The organism is Thioalkalivibrio sulfidiphilus (genome assembly GCF_000377945.1).
Lineage (GTDB): Bacteria > Pseudomonadota > Gammaproteobacteria > Ectothiorhodospirales > Ectothiorhodospiraceae > Thioalkalivibrio_A > Thioalkalivibrio_A sulfidiphilus_A.
In genome coordinates, this window is sequence record NZ_KB898933.1 from 7,482 (window position 1) to 27,123 (window position 19,642).

Annotated in this window: 24 protein-coding genes; 9 read left to right on the top strand and 15 right to left on the bottom strand. The window is 67.5% G+C overall.

Annotated elements, in window-relative coordinates; all coding sequences use genetic code 11:
• Window positions 1-214 precede the first annotated feature (214 nt).
• Complete coding sequence (locus D580_RS16535) at window positions 215-694, bottom strand: LysM peptidoglycan-binding domain-containing protein (RefSeq protein ID WP_155999752.1); 480 nt, start codon at window positions 692-694, stop codon at window positions 215-217.
• A gap of 219 nt (window positions 695-913) precedes the next feature.
• Window positions 914-1,219 (bottom strand): DUF4398 domain-containing protein, encoded by a 306-nt coding sequence (locus D580_RS0106750; protein ID WP_026289776.1) that lies wholly within the window; start codon window positions 1,217-1,219, stop codon window positions 914-916.
• 128 nt (window positions 1,220-1,347) lie between these two features.
• Here D580_RS0106750 and arsC point away from each other — a divergent pair, with 128 nt between their 5' ends.
• Genes arsC through D580_RS0106765 form a run of 3 tightly spaced genes read left to right on the top strand, consistent with a single transcriptional unit; the run spans window position 1,348 to window position 2,679 of the window.
• A complete protein-coding gene (arsC, locus tag D580_RS0106755) occupies window positions 1,348-1,710 on the top strand; it encodes an arsenate reductase (glutaredoxin) (protein ID WP_012638802.1) in 363 nt (120 codons plus the stop codon).
• Window position 1,711: 1 nt separating this feature from the next.
• Window positions 1,712-2,329: an NAD(P)H:quinone oxidoreductase gene (gene wrbA, locus D580_RS0106760; protein ID WP_018953660.1), complete on the top strand. Its 618-nt coding sequence runs from the start codon at window positions 1,712-1,714 to the stop codon at window positions 2,327-2,329.
• Window positions 2,326-2,679, top strand: a complete 354-nt coding sequence (locus D580_RS0106765) for a DUF2069 domain-containing protein (RefSeq protein WP_018953661.1) — start codon at window positions 2,326-2,328, stop codon at window positions 2,677-2,679. Before wrbA ends, D580_RS0106765 begins: the two co-directional genes overlap by 4 nt.
• A 24-nt stretch (window positions 2,680-2,703) precedes the next feature.
• On the opposite strand, the gene hda is transcribed toward D580_RS0106765, so the two are convergent.
• The 4 genes from hda to D580_RS0106785 are packed head-to-tail and all read right to left on the bottom strand — an operon-like array spanning window position 2,704 to window position 5,219.
• Complete coding sequence (hda, locus tag D580_RS0106770; RefSeq protein WP_018953662.1) at window positions 2,704-3,438, bottom strand: DnaA regulatory inactivator Hda; 735 nt, start codon at window positions 3,436-3,438, stop codon at window positions 2,704-2,706.
• A gap of 1 nt (window position 3,439) precedes the next feature.
• Window positions 3,440-3,580 carry a hypothetical protein gene (locus D580_RS16540; protein ID WP_018953663.1) on the bottom strand — a complete coding sequence of 47 codons (141 nt, stop codon included), beginning with the start codon at window positions 3,578-3,580 and terminating at the stop codon, window positions 3,440-3,442.
• The gene (locus D580_RS0106780) at window positions 3,577-4,134 is read right to left on the bottom strand and encodes a CDP-alcohol phosphatidyltransferase family protein (protein WP_018953664.1); all 558 of its coding nucleotides are present in this window, start codon (window positions 4,132-4,134) and stop codon (window positions 3,577-3,579) included. Before D580_RS0106780 ends, D580_RS16540 begins: the two co-directional genes overlap by 4 nt.
• Window positions 4,131-5,219 carry a DUF2066 domain-containing protein gene (locus D580_RS0106785; protein WP_038043312.1) on the bottom strand — a complete coding sequence of 363 codons (1,089 nt, stop codon included), beginning with the start codon at window positions 5,217-5,219 and terminating at the stop codon, window positions 4,131-4,133. Before D580_RS0106785 ends, D580_RS0106780 begins: the two co-directional genes overlap by 4 nt.
• Before the next feature lie 143 nt (window positions 5,220-5,362).
• Between D580_RS0106785 and purM the strand changes: the two genes are divergently transcribed.
• From purM to D580_RS0106805, 4 genes are all read left to right on the top strand, one after another.
• A complete protein-coding gene (gene purM / locus D580_RS0106790) occupies window positions 5,363-6,433 on the top strand; it encodes a phosphoribosylformylglycinamidine cyclo-ligase (RefSeq protein ID WP_018953666.1) in 1,071 nt (356 codons plus the stop codon).
• Window positions 6,430-7,101, top strand: a complete 672-nt coding sequence (purN, locus tag D580_RS0106795) for a phosphoribosylglycinamide formyltransferase (RefSeq protein ID WP_018953667.1) — start codon at window positions 6,430-6,432, stop codon at window positions 7,099-7,101. Before purM ends, purN begins: the two co-directional genes overlap by 4 nt.
• A 5-nt stretch (window positions 7,102-7,106) precedes the next feature.
• On the top strand, window positions 7,107-7,823 hold the full coding sequence (locus tag D580_RS0106800) for a DUF3108 domain-containing protein (RefSeq protein WP_026289777.1): 717 nt from the start codon (window positions 7,107-7,109) through the stop codon (window positions 7,821-7,823).
• A 126-nt stretch (window positions 7,824-7,949) separates the two neighbouring features.
• On the top strand, window positions 7,950-9,359 hold the full coding sequence (locus D580_RS0106805) for a dihydrolipoyl dehydrogenase family protein (RefSeq protein WP_018953669.1): 1,410 nt from the start codon (window positions 7,950-7,952) through the stop codon (window positions 9,357-9,359).
• A gap of 39 nt (window positions 9,360-9,398) precedes the next feature.
• On the opposite strand, the gene D580_RS0106810 is transcribed toward D580_RS0106805, so the two are convergent.
• Together D580_RS0106810 and D580_RS0106815 are read right to left on the bottom strand one after the other, a co-directional pair.
• Window positions 9,399-10,109, bottom strand: a complete 711-nt coding sequence (locus tag D580_RS0106810) for a fused DSP-PTPase phosphatase/NAD kinase-like protein (protein ID WP_018953670.1) — start codon at window positions 10,107-10,109, stop codon at window positions 9,399-9,401.
• Window positions 10,109-10,804, bottom strand: a complete 696-nt coding sequence (locus tag D580_RS0106815; protein WP_018953671.1) for a hypothetical protein — start codon at window positions 10,802-10,804, stop codon at window positions 10,109-10,111. Before D580_RS0106815 ends, D580_RS0106810 begins: the two co-directional genes overlap by 1 nt.
• Window positions 10,805-10,928: 124 nt before the next feature.
• Between D580_RS0106815 and D580_RS0106820 the strand changes: the two genes are divergently transcribed.
• Window positions 10,929-11,402: a rhodanese-like domain-containing protein gene (locus D580_RS0106820; RefSeq protein ID WP_018953672.1), complete on the top strand. Its 474-nt coding sequence runs from the start codon at window positions 10,929-10,931 to the stop codon at window positions 11,400-11,402.
• A gap of 105 nt (window positions 11,403-11,507) precedes the next feature.
• Here D580_RS0106820 and D580_RS0106825 read toward each other — a convergent pair whose 3' ends face one another.
• The 4 genes from D580_RS0106825 to pmbA all read right to left on the bottom strand — a co-directional run bounded on the left by D580_RS0106825 (window position 11,508) and on the right by pmbA (window position 16,003).
• Complete coding sequence (locus D580_RS0106825) at window positions 11,508-12,791, bottom strand: peptidoglycan -binding protein (protein WP_018953673.1); 1,284 nt, start codon at window positions 12,789-12,791, stop codon at window positions 11,508-11,510.
• A gap of 7 nt (window positions 12,792-12,798) precedes the next feature.
• A complete protein-coding gene (locus D580_RS0106830) occupies window positions 12,799-13,944 on the bottom strand; it encodes a hypothetical protein (RefSeq protein ID WP_018953674.1) in 1,146 nt (381 codons plus the stop codon).
• A 203-nt stretch (window positions 13,945-14,147) separates the two neighbouring features.
• Window positions 14,148-14,525, bottom strand: a complete 378-nt coding sequence (locus tag D580_RS0106835) for a rhodanese-like domain-containing protein (RefSeq protein ID WP_018953675.1) — start codon at window positions 14,523-14,525, stop codon at window positions 14,148-14,150.
• 134 nt (window positions 14,526-14,659) lie between these two features.
• Complete coding sequence (pmbA, locus tag D580_RS0106840; protein ID WP_018953676.1) at window positions 14,660-16,003, bottom strand: metalloprotease PmbA; 1,344 nt, start codon at window positions 16,001-16,003, stop codon at window positions 14,660-14,662.
• A gap of 182 nt (window positions 16,004-16,185) precedes the next feature.
• Between pmbA and yjgA the strand changes: the two genes are divergently transcribed.
• Window positions 16,186-16,704: a ribosome biogenesis factor YjgA gene (yjgA, locus tag D580_RS0106845; RefSeq protein WP_018953677.1), complete on the top strand. Its 519-nt coding sequence runs from the start codon at window positions 16,186-16,188 to the stop codon at window positions 16,702-16,704.
• A gap of 60 nt (window positions 16,705-16,764) precedes the next feature.
• Here the strand turns inward: yjgA and D580_RS0106850 are convergent, their stop codons facing one another.
• From D580_RS0106850 to D580_RS0106860, 3 genes are all read right to left on the bottom strand, one after another.
• Entirely contained in the window at window positions 16,765-17,028 is a 264-nt protein-coding gene (locus D580_RS0106850; RefSeq protein ID WP_018953678.1) for a hypothetical protein, read from the bottom strand.
• A gap of 174 nt (window positions 17,029-17,202) precedes the next feature.
• The gene (tldD, locus tag D580_RS0106855) at window positions 17,203-18,648 is read right to left on the bottom strand and encodes a metalloprotease TldD (protein WP_018953679.1); all 1,446 of its coding nucleotides are present in this window, start codon (window positions 18,646-18,648) and stop codon (window positions 17,203-17,205) included.
• Between the two features lie 123 nt (window positions 18,649-18,771).
• Window positions 18,772-19,614, bottom strand: coding sequence for a carbon-nitrogen hydrolase family protein (locus D580_RS0106860; protein WP_018953680.1), 843 nt, complete (start codon window positions 19,612-19,614; stop codon window positions 18,772-18,774).
• Window positions 19,615-19,642: the final 28 nt, after the last annotated feature.

Below are 19,642 nucleotides of genomic sequence, written 5' to 3' on the forward strand. Positions count from 1 at the left end.
GTCAGTTGTCAGTTGTCAGTTGTCAGTTGTCAGTTGTCAGTTGTCAGTTGTCAGTTGTCAGTTGTCAGTTGTCAGTTGTCAGTTGTCAGTTGTCAAAAGAGCATGGACCAGGTCATGTTCATGTCAAGGTTTTTGACCACTGACCACTGACAAGGGACAAAAAACAAAAAGGCCCGCACAGGGCGGGCCTTTTTGTGCATCAGGTGACGCCAGATCAGCGCATGGGGCGCAGGCCGTACTGATCCAGGTAACGCAGGTCGGAACTCTCGACGCGACCCAGTTCCCAAGCACCACGGGTACGGGCGTGGTTCACGGCCGCATCCACATCAGCACTGGAGGGGTTGAGCTGCACCGTCAGGCGCTGACCGGGGAAAATCAGGTCGGCGTCGCGGATCTGGGAGGCGTTGGCCCTGTAGATCAGCGGCCACTGGTACGGGTTGCCGTACACGGAGCTGCGACCGGAGATCTTCCACAGGCTGTCACCGCGCACCACCTCGTAGGTCATGGTGGTGGGCGCAGCCGGCGGCGGCGGAGCCGGGGCCGGGGCCGGCGCGGCACGGGGGGCCGGAGCAGGTGCCGGGGCCGGGGCCGGGGCCGGTTCGGGTTCCGGGGCCGGCTGGGTGGAGGCACATCCGACGGTCAGCCCAAGGGCAATGGCGCCGGCAAGGACAAGCCGCAGCTGTTTCGTATTCATGTCTAAAGCTCCTGATTTTTGGGAATTCTTTGAGCGGGCATACAACACGGCACTACGTGTGACCAAGCTACCACCGTGAAACTTGAGGCGTCAAGAAGAAGCAGAGACGCACGTCACGGAACGGCTTATCGAGACGATGATTGGTAGAGGCAGAATATTGAGCGGTGAGAAATTCCGATGCAGTGCCCTGCACAGATCCGATGTGCCCAGGGGATCAGATCAGGGGATCGCGTCCAGCGCTTCCTGGCGCGCCTTCAGGGCCTCGTTGCGGGCCTGCGCGGCCTTGTCACGGGCAGCCCGGTATTCTCCCGCCTGCAACAGGGTCTCGGCGGACTCGAGCAGGCTGCGGGCAGTCTCGTAGGAGGGTGCGGCGCGCTGGGGGGCGCCCACCTGCTCCGCCGCCCGTAGGGCCTGACGCGCGTCACTCATCTCCTGGACAGGGGCGGTGGCGGCACATCCGGCGAAGGCGAGCACCGACAGGTATAATGCGATCACAAGCGCGGTGCGCAGTCGTTGACTCCACATGGGGCAGGATTCGGGCGTAAAAGGCGGGCTGGGACTAAGGTTGGTTCCCGACGCTATCACCCACCCCCCATGCCGTCAAGACACGCCCCAGGTACCAACCTGATTCACCGAGAGCAAAAGGCAGCCCGATGACCGAACAGCCAGCCCCCGTCCTGATCTACCACAACCCCCGCTGCAGCAAGTCCCGCGAGACCCTGCAGCTGCTCGAATCCCGGGGCATCTCGCCCCGCGTGGTGGAGTATCTGAAGACCCCGCCCAGCGCCGAGGAACTGGACCGCATCCTCAAGATGCTCGGCATGGAGCCCCGGGAGCTGATGCGGCGCAAGGAACCCGAATATGCCGAGGCGGACCTGGACGACCCGGGCCTGACCCGCGAGACCCTGATCCGCGCCATGGTGCAGCGCCCCAAACTCATCGAGCGCCCTATCGTGATCCACGGCGACAAGGCCGCCCTGGGGCGCCCGCCGGAACAAGTGCTGGAGATCCTCTGAGATGACCGAGATCCTGGTGGTCTATTACAGCCGCTACGGCGCCACGGCGCAGATGGCCCGGCACGTGGCCCGGGGCGTGGAGTCGGTTCCCGGCATGCAAGCGCGGCTGCGCACCGTGCCGCCGGTGTCGGCCACCTGCGAGGCGGTGAGCCCGGAGATACCTACCGAGGGTCCGCCCTACGTCACGACCCGGGACCTGGAGGAATGCGCAGGCCTGGCCATCGGCAGCCCCACCCGCTTCGGCAACATGGCCGCGCCCCTGAAGTATTTCCTGGACCAGACCGGCAGCCAGTGGCTCTCCGGCGCCCTGGCCGGCAAGCCCGCCGGGGTGTTCACCTCCACGGGCACCCTGCACGGCGGCCAGGAGAGCACCCTGCTCAGCATGATGATCCCCCTGCTGCACCACGGCATGCTGCTGGTGGGCCTGCCCTACACCGAGCCGGCGCTGACCGAGACCCGCACCGGCGGCACCCCCTACGGCGCCAGCCATTTCGCCGGGCCCAAGGGCGACCTGCCCCTGAGCGAGGACGAACGCCACCTGTGCCATGCCCTGGGTGAGCGCATCGCCCGCACGGCCCAGACCCTGGGCCTGGCCCTGCACCAGGGAGAGTCCCGTTGAGCCGCATCTGCTACCTCAGCGCCATCTCCGGGCTGCTAGGCCTGTTCCTGCTGATCCTGGTGTGGAATGCCTGGCTGTTCCCGCCCCAGGTGCTGCCCCGCGCCCTGGTGCTCGCGATCCTGCTGGTACCCCTGGTATTCCCCCTGCGGGGCATGCTGGCCGGGCGCGCCTACACCCACGCCTGGGCCAGCTACCTGGCCATGCCCTACTTCGTGATCGGGGTGTTTCACGCCGCGGGGGAACCCGTCGAGAAACTCTACGGCTGGCTCATGGTCCTGCTCAGCCTGGCCTGGATGGCGGGCAGCGCCTTGTATCCGCGGATGTCGCGGCGGGAAAGACAAGTGAAGTGAGAAGTGAGAAGTGAGAAGTGGGACTTAACTTCGCACTTCCAAATTCACACTTCCCACTTCACCCCCCTCCCCCAGCACCGCCCGGGCGAACGGCAGGGTCACCCGGCGCTGATCCCGCAGGGACGCCTGTTCCAGACGCTCCAGCTGCACCATGAGCGTGGCGAGATCACGGGCGCAGGTGCGCAGCAGAAACTCCCCCACATCCTCGGGCAGATCGAAGCCGCGGCGGCGGGCGCGTTCCACGAGCACGGCACGCTTGCCGGCATCATCCAGGGGCTGTAGCTGGAACACCGGCCCCCAGACCAGGCGTGAGCCCAGGTCAGGCAGTGCTGCCGACAGGGCCCGCGGGGCATGGGTATCGGCAAGCACCAGCCGGGTATCGCGGCACCTCGAGGCGTTGATGAGGTTGAACAGGCCCGTCTCCGTCTCCACACACCCGACCAGTGCACTGATGCCATCCAGGCAGACCAGATCCAGCTGTTCCAGGCCTTCCAGGGCGTGTGCACCGCCCTGGCGCAGCAGGAAGGCAGGGAGGTAGGCGGCGCGGCGACCCCACAGGGAGGCCTCGTGACAGGCGGCCTGCAGCAGGTGGGTCTTGCCGCTGCCGGGCTCGCCGTAGAGATAGAGCTGGCGTTCCCCCTCGCCCCGGGCCAGGGCGCGCAGGCTGTCCACGGCCAGGCCGTTGGCACCTGCATGGAACGCATCGAAATCGGACCCGTCCGGCAGGGTCACGTCCAGGGTCAGCTGGCGCGCCTGCATGTCAGCCCCCGGGCTTGGCCGAATCGCCCGCATAGAGTGCGCTGCCCCGGTAGTCCGCATGGGCGTGGCGCACCAGCACCGCCAGTACCGCGGCCGCAGGCAGGGTCAGCCGCTGGCTTGCGGCACCGGGCTGTGTGTTCATACGCCGGGCTGCCGGGCGGCCAGGGCGCGCCGGGACCAGCCCACCACGTAGGCCACGCCGCTGGAGACGGTGGTCACCAGGACGATGCCCACCAAGGCATCCAGGTAGAGCTGGGGCAGGGAAATGACCCCGGCGTTGACCAGCACGGACAGCACCAGCACGATCTGGAAGAAGGTGTTGAGCTTGCTGATGAGCAGGGGCTGCATTTCCAGGCTGCGGGTCACCGCCCGGTAGGCCAGGGCCCCGAGGATGATCACCACGTCGCGGGCCACCACCAGCACCATGAGCCACCAGGGGATCAGGCCCACCCAGGCCACGGTGAAATAGGTGCCCATCATGAGCACCTTGTCCGCCAGGGGGTCCAGATAGCCGCCCAGCCGGGTGTGCCAGCCGTTGCGGCGCACCAGCCAGCCGTCCAGGCCGTCGGAGATACCGGCCAGCAGCAGGAGCGCCAGCACCCAGCCGTAATGCCCATTCAGCAGCGCGAGCACGATGGGCAGCGTCAGCAACAGACGCAGCACCGTGATCGCATTGGGCAGTTGGCGCAAACTCACCGGGACAGACGCAGGCTGACGCTGCTCATGTGCTGTTCATGGAAGGGCAGATCGGCGGCCGTTTCGGCGGGTGCCAACACCCGGCCCAGACGCACGCCCCGCTCCAGGTCCCGAGGGCTGCCGCGCAGCCGGGTGATAAACACCGCCTGACCGGCCTCGAGTCGGTGGGGTCGGATCTCCGCCACCACGCTCAGTTCCGCCAGGTACTGACGCACCGCCTGAAACTCAGCGAGGCTGTTCACGCCATCGACTGTCACCAGCACGTGATCCTCGCTGGCCAGCAGCCCGGCGATGGCCAGGCGCCGACCCAGGGCGTCGGCGACACGCTGCAGTCCCTCGTCCAGGGCGGCCTCCAGGGTGTCTGCCTCGACCGTGAAATCCTCCTGCTGCTCCTGGCCCATGAGCCGCCAGCGTCCGCTCCACAGGCCGCCACGGCGCTGCACATGGGCGGCCAGCACGAAGCGGCTGGCATAGCGGCCCGAGGCCTGGAGCACCGGTTCGTGGAAACCACCGGCCAGGTCTGCGTAACTCACCGCTGCCTGGTCCTGAAGATCCATGACGGGGAATACCAGGCGCAGGCCGCGATCCCGTGCCACCCCTGTCAGGATCTGCTGCAATGGCCTACCCTCTTCGCCGCCCAGCACGACGCGACGACCCTCGTCCACGGTCGCCAGCCAGAGCAGCACGGAGGGACGATCAGCACCCCATACGGGCAGCCCGCGCTCGGCCAGCTGGCGCTCCAGGGCCGCGACGTCGAACAACACCTCCAGGCCCGGCTGATTCTCACCCAGGTCCACGTAGCGGAAACGCTGCACATAACGGGAGGCCGCGGCACGTATGTCGGCCAGGCGGGGGTCGGCGAGTACCTGCCGATCACCGGAGAGCTTCAGTAGGACCCGATCAAGAGCGGCCTCGAATCCCGCCTGCCGAGCGGGTCGGTCCCGGTCCGGCACGGGCACAGTGGCTTCGTGCAGCCCGCTACCGGCGGCCTGGGCCACGCCGCCGGCAACGGCCAGCCAGGCCCACGCCAGAACCAGGATCAGGGCAAGAATCGGCAGACGACGCGGCAAGAGTCGCAAGTTCATGGGAGAGACGGCGTTTTCGCTTGGATTGAGAGTCCGCTAACATATCACAGTTGACCCTGACGTGAGCCCGACTGACCGCACCGCTTTACACCCCCTCACGGCCTCCTTAACATCGTTTGCCCCCCAACCCCAGGGACCCGTTCATGCCCCATTCCGACCCCAGCTCCAAGGACACGACACCCGGCCTGCGCTACCGCGACGCGGGGGTCGACATCGACGCCGGCAATGCGCTGGTGGAGCGCATCAAGCCCCACGCCCGACGCACCCATCGCCCCGGCGTGCTGGCGGGCCTCGGCGGCTTCGGCGCCCTGTTCGAACTGCCCGTGGGCAGATTCAAGGAACCGGTCCTGGTCTCCGGCACCGACGGCGTGGGCACCAAGCTGCGCTTGGCCATGCAACTCAAGCGCCACGACACCATCGGCATCGACCTGGTGGCCATGTGCGTGAACGACGTGGTGGTGCAGGGGGCGGAGCCGCTGTTCTTCCTGGATTACTACGCCACCGGCCGGCTGGACGTGGACGTGGCCGCCGACGTGGTCAAGGGCATCGCCGACGGCTGCGAGCTGGCCGGCTGTGCCCTGGTGGGCGGCGAGACCGCCGAGATGCCCGGCATGTATGCCGAGGGCGACTACGACCTGGCCGGTTTCACCGTGGGCATCGTGGAGAAGTCCCGGATCCTGGACGGCCGCCTGGTGCGCGAAGGCGACGTGATGCTGGGCCTGGCCTCCTCCGGCCCCCACTCCAACGGGTACTCCCTGATCCGCAAGGTCCTGGAGGTCAGCCAGGCGGACCTGGACCAGCCCTGCGGCGACACCAGCCTGGGCGAGGCCCTGCTGGCCCCCACCCGCATCTACGTGCGCCCACTGCTGGCCCTGATGCAGAAGCAGCCGGTGCACGCCCTGGCCCACATCACCGGCGGCGGCCTGCTGGAAAACATCCCCCGGGTCCTGCCGCCCGGCACCTGCGCCCGGCTGGACCCCAACGCCTGGACCCGACCGCCGGTGTTCAACTGGCTGCAGGAGGCCGGCCAGGTGCAGCCCCGGGAAATGCTGCGCACCTTCAACTGCGGCATCGGCATGGTGGTGATCCTGCCCGCCGAGGGCGTGGACAGCGCCCGCGCCCACCTGACCGAGGCCGGCATCGAGTCCTGGGTCCTGGGGCAGATCGGCGCCAGCGAGCACGTGCCGCCCCATGTGGAACTGATCACTGAATGACCCTGCCGGAACCGATGCCGGTGGTGGTGCTCATCTCCGGCACCGGCACCAACCTGCAGGCATTGATCGACGCCATCGCCGCCGGCGAGGTGCGGGCGCGCATCGCGGCGGTGATCAGCAACCGCCCCGGCGCCGGTGGCCTGGAACGGGCCCGGCGGGCGGGCATCCCCACCCACGTGCTGGACCACACCGGTTACCCGGACCGGGCCGCCTTCGACGCCGCCCTGGCAGCCGCCATCGACCGCTATCAACCCGGCCTGGTGGTACTGGCCGGCTTCATGCGCATCCTCACCCCCGGCTTCGTGGAGCACTATGCCGGACGCATGATCAACATCCACCCTTCCCTGCTGCCGGACTTCCGCGGCCTCAACACCCATGAACGGGCCCTGCGCGCCGGGGTCAAAGAACATGGCGCCAGCGTCCACTTCGTCAACAACGAGCTGGACGGCGGCCCCGTGATCATGCAGGCCCGGGTTCCGGTCAGGTCCGACGACACCCCCCAGACCTTGGCCGCACGGGTCCAACAGCGGGAACACCGCCTCTATCCCCGGGTGGTGGGTCTACTGGCCGATGGCCTCCTGAAACTCCAGGGCGGTGAGGTATGGTTCGACGGTACGCCGCTGGACGCCCCCCTGGACCTGGACGCGCAGGCATCCGCAGAGGATTGATCAACATGGCATGGAACACCCTCAGCACCCGGCTCGCACTGCTCATCCTGCTGCTCGGCGCCGGCCCCCCGGCCCTGGCGATGCCCCCGGCCCATACCGCCTTCTACGAGGCCGTCGCCTACGGCAACACCCTCAAGACCCGCAGCACCGTGAACTACGAACCCGGGCTGGTGCGCATGAGCCTGGACGCCCGGATCGTGGGTTTCCTGCGCATCCTGGGGCGCTTCGAGATGTCCCGGGAAAGCATCCTCAGCAACAGCCCCGAAGGCCTGCGCCTGCTGGAAAGCCATCACAGCGAGACCCAGCCCCGGCGCAGCCGCGAGGTGCACACCCGCTTTGACTGGGACGCGCACCTCGCGCGGGGCACCCAGGACGGCAAGCCCTTCGAGATCGAGGTGCAGGACGGTACCCTGGACTACCTCTCCGTGCTGATGATGCTCATGCAGGAACTGCGCACCGGCAATGTCGAGGCCCGTGAAACCGTGGAAGTGGTGGAGCGCCATCGCCTGCGCACCTACACCCTGATCCGGGAAGGCAACGAGCGGCTGCAGACAGACCTCGGCCGCCTGGACACGGTGAAGATCACCCGCCGGGACGAGGAGCGGGGTATCGCCCTCAGTGCCTGGTTTGCCCCTGAACTGCACTACATCCCGGTACGCTTCGACTACGAGGCCGACGGGCGCATCTACGCCCTGAGAATCACCGGGGTGGAGTGGCATTGAGCTTTGCGTGAGGGGTCAGGCGTCAGGCGTGGATGCTTGTACGCCTATCCCCTGCCCCTTCACGCCTCACCTGGCGAAACACCTCTGATCAACCCGAATCACACACCCAAACACCGGTAACACACCATGAGCGAACACTTCGACCTGGCCGTGATCGGCTCCGGACCGGGCGGCTATCGCGCCGCGATCCTCGGCGCCCTGCGCGGGCTCAACGTGGCCATCATCGAGAAGGCCGACTGGGGCGGCTGCTGCCTCAACCGGGGCTGCGTGCCCAAGAAGGACTGGTACCACACCGCGAAACTCATCGCCGCCCAGCGCCACTTCGCCGGGCGCGGCATCGAGGGCACGCTCACTGCGTCCATGGACAGCGCCTGGGAACACCAGGAGACCGTGGTGGCCAGCGTGCAGCAGAGCTACGTGGACTACATGAAGCACCTGAAGATCAGCGCGCTGCAGGGCGCAGCCCGCTTCAAGGACACCCATACGCTCGAGATCACCGCCAGCGACGGCAGCACGCAGCTCATCCAGGCGAAGCACAGCATCATCGCCACCGGCGCCACCGCCTTCGTGCCGGCCCCCTTCGAGGCCGTGGACGGCAAGGTGCTGACCAGTGACATGCTGTTCGACAGTCCGCCGCCGAAGGGCAAGCGCGTGGCGGTGATCGGCAACGGCGTGGTGGCCACGGAGTTCGCCTTCATCTTCGCCATGCTGGGCAAGGAGGTGGTGTGGCTGTCGCGCTCCGCCGCCCTGCGCAAGATCCCCTTCAGCCCCCAGGCCATGGGCGCGTTGAAGACCGCCTTCAAGGAACACGGCATCGAGCACCGCCAGGACGTGGGCTTTGAGTCGGTGGACACCGCCGGTGACGGCGTGGTGATCACCCTCAAGGACGGCGAAAAGATCCAGGTGGACTGGGTGTGTCTCGGCACCGGCCGCACGCCCCACACCGAGGACCTGGGCCTGGAGGCCGTAGGCGTGAAGCTGGACCGCGACGGCTTCGTCAAACGCAACGACTTCCTGCAGACCGATGCCGCGAACATCTACGCCATCGGCGACGTGGCCAGTCCCTGGATGACCGCCAACCACGCCCTGTCGGACGCCACCGTGGCCGTGGACAACCTCATCAACGGCAACACCCGCAAGCAGGACGGCCTGCAGGTGCCCATCGTCATCTACAGCGCCATCGAGATGGCGCGCCTGGGCATGGACGAGGACATGGCCGAGGACGAGGAGCTGGAACCGGCGGTGGGCTTCGCCGCCTTCGAGACCTCCCCCTGCGCCCTGGGCCAGGACGACACCGCCGGCTTCGTGCGCCTGATCGGCGACATGGATTCCGGCGCCCTGCTGGGCGGTGAGATCGTGGGTGGCGAGGCGGGCGAACTGATCCACCTGCTGTCGCTCGCGCCTAACCGGGAGACGGCGCTCAGCTGGATCGCCAAAGGCGTGTTCAACCACCCGGCCCGGGCGGAAGAGGTCCTCAATGCCACCGAGACCCTGGCGAGCAAGTGGGGGCTTGCGGATCAGGTGTTCGACGCCTGATCGATGAGGCACACGGGGCGCAACGCGCCCCGGTGATGATCACTCCCGCCGGAGGATACGCTCCACCAGCAGATTGCCGAGTCGACCGGAACGGTACTCGCGGTTGATCTTGTCGGCGTCGTAGACCTGTTCCACCCAGGTGCTGAAGTCCATGGGCGTCTCTGCCGCATCGCGCCGGTACTGCCTGAAGATCTCGTCCAGCACGCCGGTGCGGCCGATGCGCAGATGCCCGTAACGCAGCCGCAACTGCGCCGCGGCCTCGTCCGCGTCGCGCCCCTCGTGCATGGCCAGATACACCGCCGACATGAGGCCCGCCCGGTCCGCCCCCGACTTGCAGTGCATCAGCGCCGGGTAGTTGAGCACCTGAAACATGCGCGCCGCCGCGAGCAGGGTCTCCCTGGGCGGCGCCCGCTTGGAGCTCACGGAAAAATTCACCAGCTCGATGCCGAAGCGCCGGCAGGCCTCCGCCTCCAGGAGATAGGCACCGGTATCCCCCTCGCCCCGAAGATTGACGATGGTCTTCACGCCGAGATCGGCCATCTGTTTCACATGGGCCGGCGAAGGCTGCGCGGAACGGTACATGCCCGGCGCCACCTGGTGTCGGTTGCTGTACAGGGCGCGGATGAAGCCGTGATCCACCAGCAGCAGCTCAAAGCGCCCGAGAAAACGCTGCCAGGGCGTGCGCATGTCTCCCCGGGCCCGGGAGACGACCCGGGCAAGCTTTCTGCCCACGGAATTGATGTAGCGCATCAGGGCAATCGGGCCCGCAGGGCATCCCGGTCGAACCACCATTTGCCGCCCACGATGGCGTCCACGATCATGCCGAGCCGCGGGAAGAGCTTGTCGATGTTGTTGAGCTCGTACATCTCGATCCAGGTCTCCAGGGTCTCCTGGTCCTCGATGCCCCGGTGACGCCGGGCCACCTTGGCGATGATCTGGTTGGTGAGGAAGGTGAGATTGTCCCGTTCCTTGCCCTCGGTGCGCAGGCCGGCGATGTAGTGGGCCGCCATGGCCGCCACCGCCGCGCCATCGGCATTCTCCGGGGTCTCCTCCACCACGTGTCCCAGCATGGTCACCGTGGTGTGGGCCTTCACCGGGTAGGTGACCGAGAGCCACACGCCGTGGCCCAGGGCCACGATGGATTCCGCCTGCTCCGCCTGGTAGAGCAGCTCGCAGGCCTCCACCGCCTCCTGCCACGCCTCGGCCTCGATCAGCTCGTCCAGCAGCGGACGCACCGTCTCCCAGACCTCGCCATGGCGCTCCAGTCCCAGGCGCGCCTCCGCCATGTCCAGCAGCAGGTGCACCCGCTCCATGAAGGGGGTGTCCGCCGGCAGGGCGGCGAGCTTCACCTGCATCTCCGCCAGCTGCTGCTCCATCGCGGCCTGTTCCGCGGCCAGCATACCGGTGAAGGGATTGCCGGGTCGGGTCTCGGGGTTCTGATCCATCTTGTCTTGCTCCGGGTGCGCCCGTGGGTCGTAGGGCCAGTGCCCGTGTTGTACCGAAGCCCCGGGGTGATGGCAACCGCCCAATCGGTATACTCAAGGACCCGACACCGCCCCCGAGGATCCCATGAAGACCTACGAAACTCTCGTCGCCGAGGCCCTGACGGTGGTCCCCGAGATCCTGCCCTGGGACCTGCAGAGCCGTCTCGAGCAGGCCCCGCCTCCCCTGCTGCTGGACGTGCGCGAGCCCGAGGAATACGCCGCCATGCACATCCCCGGCAGCCTGCACGCACCCCGGGGCATCCTGGAGGCCGCCGCCCAGTGGGGCTTCGAGGAGACCCTGCCCGAACTGGTCCGGGCGCGGGATTCGGAGGTGGTGGTGATCTGCCGCTCCGGCCGGCGCAGCGCCCTGGCCGGGCGCACCCTGGTGGAGATGGGCTTCACCCAGGTGCAATCGCTCAAGATGGGCGTGCGCGGCTGGAACGACGACGGCGGTGCGCTGGAAGATGCCGACGGCAACGAGGTGGACCCGGAACTGGCGGACGAGTACTTCCGGGCGCGGGTGCGGCCGGAGCAGATGGGGCCTGAAGGCAGTGGCTAGTGGCAAGTCTCAAGTGGCAAGGGAAACCACCCTCACCCCGACCCTCTCCCTGAGGGAGAGGGGGAACGCTTTTTTCCTTGCCACTAGCCACTTGCCACTGGCCACTTAATTCGGCGCCGATGACAGACGCATCTCGATGCGCCTGTTACGCGAGAAAGCGGCCTCCGTGCTGCCCGCGTCCAGGGGGTGATACTCGCCGAAACCTGCCGCCGCCAGGCGGCGGGGTGCCACGCCTCGGCTGATCAGGTAATAGACGATGCTCTGGGCCCGGGCGCTGGACAGCTCCCAGTTGGACGGGAACTGCTCGGTGCGGATGGGACGCCGGTCGGTATGACCTTCCACCATGAGCACCCAGCCGATGTCCCCGGGGATGCGGGCATCGATCTCGCGGATGGTGCGCGCCACCCGGTCCAGGCGCTCGCGGCCCTCGGGGCCGATCTCCGCCGAGGCGGTCTCGAAGAACAGCTCCGACTGGAAACGGAACCGGTCGCCCACGATCTGGATGTCCTCCACGTCCGAGAGTACCTCCCGCAGGCGGCCGAAGAACTCGGACCGGTAGCGGGAGAGTTCCCTCACCTCCTCGGCCAGGGCCAGGTTCAGGCGCTCGCCCAGATCGGCGATCTCCACCCGCTGGGCCTCGATGGTCTCCTCCCGGGCGCGCAGGGTCTCGTTGAGGCGCGCCAGCTGCTGCTCCAGGTCCTGCATCTGGCGCCGCAGGGCATCCACCCGGGCCTGGGCGTCGGCGGTGAGGCTGCGCTCCTCGGCCAGGGCGCGGTCCCGCTCCTCGATACCGGCCGCCAGGTCCTGGATGCGGATCTCCCGGGCCTCGATCTCCCGCTGGGCCAGCAGGGTGGTCTCCTGCGTCTCCGCCAGGCGTGCCTCGAGGGCGCGACTGCGGTCCCGCAACTGTCCGGCAGCGGCCTGGCTCTCCTCCAGTTCCGAGGCCAGCCGCCCCACCTGGGACTCCAGGTCCTCGCGCAGGCGGCGCAGGGCGTCGATGTCCTCCTGCAGGGAGGCGATCTGAAGCAGGCGCGCCTCCAGGGTCTCGGCCTGCTGCCTCAGTTCCGCCTGGCTCTGGTCGACGCTCTGCTGCAGTTGCTCCCGTTCGGCCAGGGTCACCTGCAGGCGTCCGGTCAGGGCCTGGACACGCTCGCGCAGGTCCTCGGCCTCGGCCTCGCGCATGGACAGGGTCTCGGCCAGCTCCGTGACCCGGGTCTGCAGGGTCTCCAGGGCCCGGTGGCGCTCGAACAACACGTCGGAGAGGTAGAACTGGGAGACCACGAACAGCATCAGCAGGAACACGAACACCAGGACCACCGTGGCGAGCACGTCCACGAAGCCCGGCCAGATGTCGGTGCTACGGCTGCGGCGTCGGCTGGTGCTGATCATGTCCGGCTCAGTCCCGTCCGCCTTCGCTCACCCGGGCCACGGTGCGGGTGAGCAGCCGGATCTCCTCGCGCAGGGTGTCCACCAGTTCGGATCGCTCGGCCCCGAGGGTGTCGCGCACCCCGTCGAGACTCTGGGACAGGCGCTGCAGCTGCTCGCGCAGCTGCTGGTCGGTGTCGCTGCGCTCGGACGTGGATGTGGCCAGGGCCTGCAACACGCCCTGCAGTTCGCCCTGGGTGCGCACCACGCCCAGCAGGGCCTTGTGGTCGCTGCGGGCCTGCTCCGCCAGGGCACCCACTTCGCCGATCAGGGCCTCCAGGCGCTGATCCGCCGCACGGCGGGTCTCCTCGCCCTTGCTCATGATGCGCTGCAATTTATCCAGGCTGTCGGCGGTCTGCTCCAGCAGGGCCTGGATGTAGGCGGGCACGCTGCCCTCCCCCTCCGCGACCAGGGCGCCGCTGGACAGGCGCGTCTGGCCTGCCAGCCATTCCTCCAGCTCGTTGTAGAAGCGGTTCTGGGCATGCCCCGCCTGCAGGTCGATGAAGCCGAGCACCAGGGCGCCGGCCAGGCCGAACAGGGAGGAACTGAAGGCGGTGCCCAGACCCGAGAGCGGCGCCTCCAGGCCTGCCTGCAGGCCGCGAAAGGCGGTGCCCACGTCCTCGCCGCCCAGGTTCAGGCCGCTGATCACGGCGCTCACCCCGCCCAGGGTGTCCAGCAGACCCCAGAAGGTGCCCAGCAGGCCCAGGAACACCAGCAGTCCGATGATGTAGCGGGAGATGTCCCGGGATTCATCCAGGCGCGAGCGGATGCCGTCCAGCAGGGTACGCAGGGAGGTGGTGGAGAGGGTGAACTGCTCGCCATGACGGCCGGTGAGCAGGCGGGCCATGGCTCCCAGCAGGCGGGTGCGGGGCAGGATGGCGGCATCGGGGGCGTCGGCGCGACGGAACCGCTCGATCCACCGGGCCTCGGGGGCCAGGATCAGCACCTGGCGGTAATTGATCACCAGGCCGGCCAGGAGCACCAGCAGGATCAGTCCGTTGAACACCGGATTGGCCATGAAGGCCCGGGCCAGGGGCACCGAAAGCACCGCCACCACCAGCGCCACCGCCAGCAGGAACAGGCTCATCCAGATCAGGGCATTGCGGGTGTTGCGCATGACACCTCCCGGCACAATCCATGGAACCGTCTGGGAGGGTAACCGCTATTCGGTGTTCTGATCCACCTCGTGCCGGATCTATAACCGCGACGCAAAGGCGCAAAGGCGCGAAGTACCGCAAAAAGGCTTCTTGAATACATTCAAAATCATTTCTTTGCGTACCTATGCGTCTTTGCGCCTTTGCGTCGCGGTTACGAAGTAACTCAGCAGGCCTCCGGGGACTTCTGCACCGGCTGGCCCTTGGAGACCCAGCCCTCGAAGCCGCCGGCGAGCGAGGTAAGCTTGCCGAAGCCCATGCGCTGCAGGGCAACGCAGGCGAGCGCGGCGCGGCCGCCGGTGCGGCAGTAGACCAGGATCTCGGCATTGGGGTCCTTGAGCACCGGGTGCTCGCCCACCTTGAACTCCAGCACGCCCCTGGGCACGTTCACCGCGCCGGGCAGATGCCCCTGCTCGAATTCACCCGGCTCGCGCACGTCCAGCACGATCGCGTCCTTCTCCATCAGCGCGTAGGCGCCGTCGTGATCGGTCTCCCGGATCTGCTGCCTGGCCTCGGCCACCAGTTGCTGTGCGGTCATGGACATGGATAAAACCCCCTTTTTGAAGTACGAAGTGTGAATTGGGAAATGGGAAGGAAAGTGCAAAGTGAGAATTGGGAAGGGAGTTACTGAGTGCCTTTACTTCCCACTTCCCAATTCCCACTTCCCACTTCCCAGTTTTATTCACCCGCCACCGTCACCTGTTCGAGCAGCAGCGAACCGGTGCGGATATTACCGTTGACGTTTACGTCGCGTCCCACGGCCTGGATGCCTTTCAGGAGTTGCCTGAGGTTACCGGCAACCGTGATCTCCTCCACGGGATAGGCGATCTCGCCGTTCTCCACCCAGAAGCCAGCGGCGCCCCGGGAGTAGTCACCGGTGACCAGGTTGATGCCGTGGCCGATGAGCTCGGTCACCAGCAGGCCGGTACCCAGGGTGCGGATGAGATCATCCAGGTCCTGCTCGCCGGGCTCGATGGTGAGGTTGTGCACGCCGCCGGCGTTGCCGGTGGTGGTCATGCCCAGCTTACGGGCCGAGTAGCTGTCCAGCACGTAACCCTGCAGCACGCCGCCGGTGACCAGGTCACGGGGCCGGGTGGCCACGCCCTCGCTGTCGAAGGGCACGCTGCCCAGCGCGCCGGGCAGGTGGGGCTGTTCGTGGATGCGCACGAAGTCCGGGAACACCGACTGACCCAGGGCATCCACCAGGAAACTGGCCTTGCGGTACAGGGCGCCGCCACGCACGGCACCGACGAAATGCCCGATCAGGGAACGGGCCATCTCCGGCACGTAGATGGCCGGACACTGGCGGGTGGTGAGGCGCCGCCCGCCCAGGCGGCGCACGGCACGCCGGGCCGCCTCGCGGCCCACCGCCTCCGGGCTTTCAAGCGCGGCAGGGTCCCGGGCCACGGAATACCAGTAGTCCCGCTGCATCCCCTGCTCGTCCGCGGCCACCACGGAGCAGCTCAGGGAATGACGGGTGCCCGTGTAGGCACCGAGGAAGCCGTGGCTGTTGCCGTACACCGCCATGCCGCGCATGGTGTTGGTCGAGGCACCCTCGGAGTTGATGATGCGCGCGTCGAATTCCCGGGCCGTGGCCTCGCAGGCGCGGGCCAGTTCGATGGCGTGTTCCACGGACAGATCCCAGGGATGATCCAGGTCCAGGTCCGGCCAGTCCTTCGCCATGAGTGCCGGGTCGGCGAGACCGGCGCAGCTGTCCTCCGCCGTGTAGCGGGCGATGCGGCAGGCCGCCTGCACCGCCTCGCGCAGGGCCTGCGGCGCCAGGTCCGAGGTGCTGGCCGTGCCCTTGCGCTGGCCGAAGTAGACCGTGATGGCCACGCCCTGGTCCTTGTGGTGCTCCAGGGTCTCCACCTCGCCCAGGCGCACGTTCACGGACAGCCCGAGGTCATTGCTGGCCGCCGCCTCGGCGCTGCTCGCGCCCGCCTTGCGGGCCTCGTCCAGCATCTGCTCGACAATGGACTCCATGGTCTGCTGATCCCTGGGAAGGGCCTGAATCGCTGTCATGTGTTTTCCTGAGTCTGTATCGGATCCGGATCGCGACCCGGTCCTGAATTTCAATGTAAGATCGATGTGTGCGTCACAAGCCACGCAGGAACGCCGAATCAAGCGAAGCTATGTTCAAGGCGCTTTTCTTAGCGCTCTCCGCGAACCCTCTGCGCCCTCTGCGTTTCCGCTGTTGAATTTCCATGATCCAGTTCGAGGCACCCGTGTACGAAGACGACGACGAACACTACATCAGCCGCAACCAGCTCAAGCGCGAGGCCGAGGAGGCCCAGGCCCTGGGCGAACGGCTGATCACGCTCAAGGAAACGGAGCTCGCGGCCCTGGATCTGCCCGAGCCCCTGCTGGAGGCTATCCGCGCGGCGCGCAACATCCGCCAGCACGGCGCCCTGCGTCGTCAGCGCCAGTACATCGGCAAGCTGATGCGCAAGATCGACATCGAGCCGATCCGCGCCGCCCTGACCGAACGGGAACAGGACCGTCACCGTGACGCCCGGGCCTTCAAGGCCCTGGAGGCCTGGCGCGAGCGCCTGCTCAAGGAAGACGACAAGGCCCTGAACGCCTGGCTGGCCGAGCATCCGGAGAGCGATGCCGCAACCCTGCGGGATTTCATCGACACCGCCCGCAACGCCCCCAACGCCGCGGCTAGAAAGACCGCCTCCCGCGCCCTGTTCCGCTACCTGAGCGAGCAGTCAAGTCGGTAGTTCGGGCCTACGTATTTTGTCCTTCCCTTGCAACTTGCCACTTGAGACTTGCCACTGCCTTCAAGCACTCGCCCCGTGCTTGTTCACCGCCGTGCGGTTGCCCCAGCGATCCAGGTCATCCACCTGCACGCCGACCCACCAGAGCGGTCCTACGCTGTCGCGGGTGTAACCGCCCACCAGCTGCTGACCCTCGGCCAGCTTCACATGGGGCATGAAGGCCTCGGCGGCCTCGCGGCTGCGGAACACGTGCCACTGCACCACGTGATCCTTGCCATGGCCTTCCGGCAGGGCCAGTTCATGGGCCAGAAAGTCTTCGTCGACCATAGTCACCTCCTGTTGTCTGTCGTGTCTTTCCTGAAAATCTGTCTTCGATTCGTTGATCATTGAAAGCATAACCGCAAAGAACGCCAAGGGATGCGCGAAGGTCTCGAAGGTTTTCACCATGAATCTCTATGTACCCTCTGCGTCTTTGCGCCTTTGCGTTGAAGCTTTTGGCCTTTAAGTGCTCGTGCCGCCCACGGTAAGACCGTCCACCTTGAGCGTCGGCTGACCCACGCCCACGGGCACGCTCTGGCCGTCCTTGCCGCAGGTGCCGACACCGGCGTCGAGCTTCAGGTCGTTGCCCACCATGGACACCCGGGTGAGCACCTCGGGACCGTTGCCGATCAGGGTGGCGCCCTTGACCGGGCGGGTCACACGGCCGTTCTCGATGAGATAGGCCTCCGAGGCGGAGAACACGAACTTGCCGGAGGTGATGTCCACCTGGCCGCCGCCGAAGTTCACCGCGTACAGGCCGTTCTTGACGCTTTCCAGGATCTCGCCGGGGTCGTGTTCACCGGCCAGCATGTAGGTGTTGGTCATGCGCGGCATGGGTAGGTGGGCGTAGGACTCGCGCCGGCCGTTGCCGGTGGTGGGCACGCCCATGAGCCGGGCGTTGAGCCGGTCCTGCATGAAGCCGCGCAGCACGCCGTTCTCGATGAGCGTGGTGCACTGGGTGGGGATGCCCTCGTCGTCCACGTTCAGGGAGCCGCGCCGCCCGGCCAGGGTGCCGTCGTCCACCACGGTCACGCCGGGGCTGGCCACCTGCTGACCGATGCGGCCGCTGAAGGCGGAGGTCCCCTTGCGGTTGAAGTCCCCTTCCAGACCGTGGCCGACCGCCTCATGCAGCAGCACGCCGGGCCAGCCGGGGCCGAGTACCACAGTGAGCGTGCCCGCCGGGGCGTCCACCGCCTCCAGGTTCACCAGGGCCTGGCGCACCGCCTCGCGGGCATAGCCCAGGGCGCGCTCCTCGTCCAGAAAAAACTCATAGCCGGAGCGTCCGCCGCCGCCGGAGGAGGCCTGCTCCCGGCGCCCGCCCTTGCCTTCCACGATCACGTTCACGTTCAGGCGCACCAGGGGGCGTACGTCGGCGGCCAGGGTGCCGTCGGTGTTGGCCACCATGATCACCTCGTGCACGCCGTTGAGGCTCACCATCACCTGGCTCACCCGGGGATCGAGGCGCCGGGCCTCGGCGTCCACCCGGTGCAGCAGGTCGATCTTGGCCTGCTCGTCCAGGGTGGCCAGCGGGTCCAGGGGGGCATAGAGACTGTGGCCGGCCTGGTCGCGGCGCATGGCCGCGGTGCCGCTCGTGGCCGCGCGGGCGATGGCCCGGGCCGCCGAGGAGGCCTCCAGCAGGGTGGGCATGCGGATGTCGTCGGAATAGGCGAAACCGGTCTTGTCGCCGCTCAGGGCGCGCACGCCCACGCCCTGCTCGATGTTGTAGCTGCCGTCCTTGACGATGCCGTCCTCCAGGGACCAGGACTCGTGGCGGGTGAGCTGGAAGTACAGGTCGCCGCCGTCGATGCCCGGCCCCATGAGGCCGCCCAGGACGCGGTCGAGATCGCCCTCGGTGAGGCCGGCCGGCTCCATGAACTGTTGCTTGGCGATCTGCAGGACTTGGGACATGGGAGGGTTGCTCCTTGGGAATGTGGCGAAGCCGGCGCGGGTGTCCGCGCAACGGTCTTTAGATCACAGTGGGGCCCCGGCGCGGGCAATTCAACCCGACGGGACCCCGGGGTATTGGCGCGATCAGCTGATGGCGCAGCTCAGGCGGCGGTGCTGCAGGCTCGGGAAGCTGCGCCGGATGGAGGCAATACGCTCCGGATGCAGTTCCCCCAACACCACCCCCGAACCCCGCGCCAGGCGGTCCAGGACCTGGCCCCAAGGGTCCACCACCATGCTATCGCCGTGGGTCTCACGGCCGTTGACGTGGTAGCCACCCTGGGCCGCGGCCACCAGGTAGACCTGGTTCTCGATGGCCCGGGCCCGGATCAGGGCCTCCCAGTGGGCGCGGCCGGTGATGGCGGTGAAGGCCGACGGCAGCGCCAGCAGGTCCATGCCCTGGTCCATCATGCCGCGAAACAGCTCCGGGAAGCGCAGGTCGTAGCAGATGGCCACGCCCAGCCGGCCGAAGGGGGTCTCCACCACCACCGCGGACTCTCCGGGCATGGTGGTCTCGGACTCGTGGTAGGACTCGTCGCCCTCGGGCAGTTTCACGTCGAACAGGTGGATCTTGTCATAGCGGGCCACCCGCTGGCCCTGGTCGTCGTAGACCAGGCAGCTGGCGTAGACACGCCCCGGATCGGCGCTCCTGAGTGGAATGGTGCCGCCCACGATCCACAGGCGGTGACGCCGCGCCAGGTCGGCCAAGAAATCCTGCATCGGACCCTGGCCATCGGCCTCGGCGATCTCCAGCTTGTCGCTCTCCTTCATGCCCATGTGGGCGAAGTTCTCGGGCAGCACCACGAGCCTGGCACCGGCCGCGGCGGCCTCGCCCACCAGCCGGGCGGCCTCGGACAGGTTGGCGGAGACATTGGGACCGGAGGCCATCTGGATGGCGGCGAGCAGGGTCGGCTTGGTTTCGGTTTTCATGCTGGGCGGCTTGTCCGGCAAGTTGACG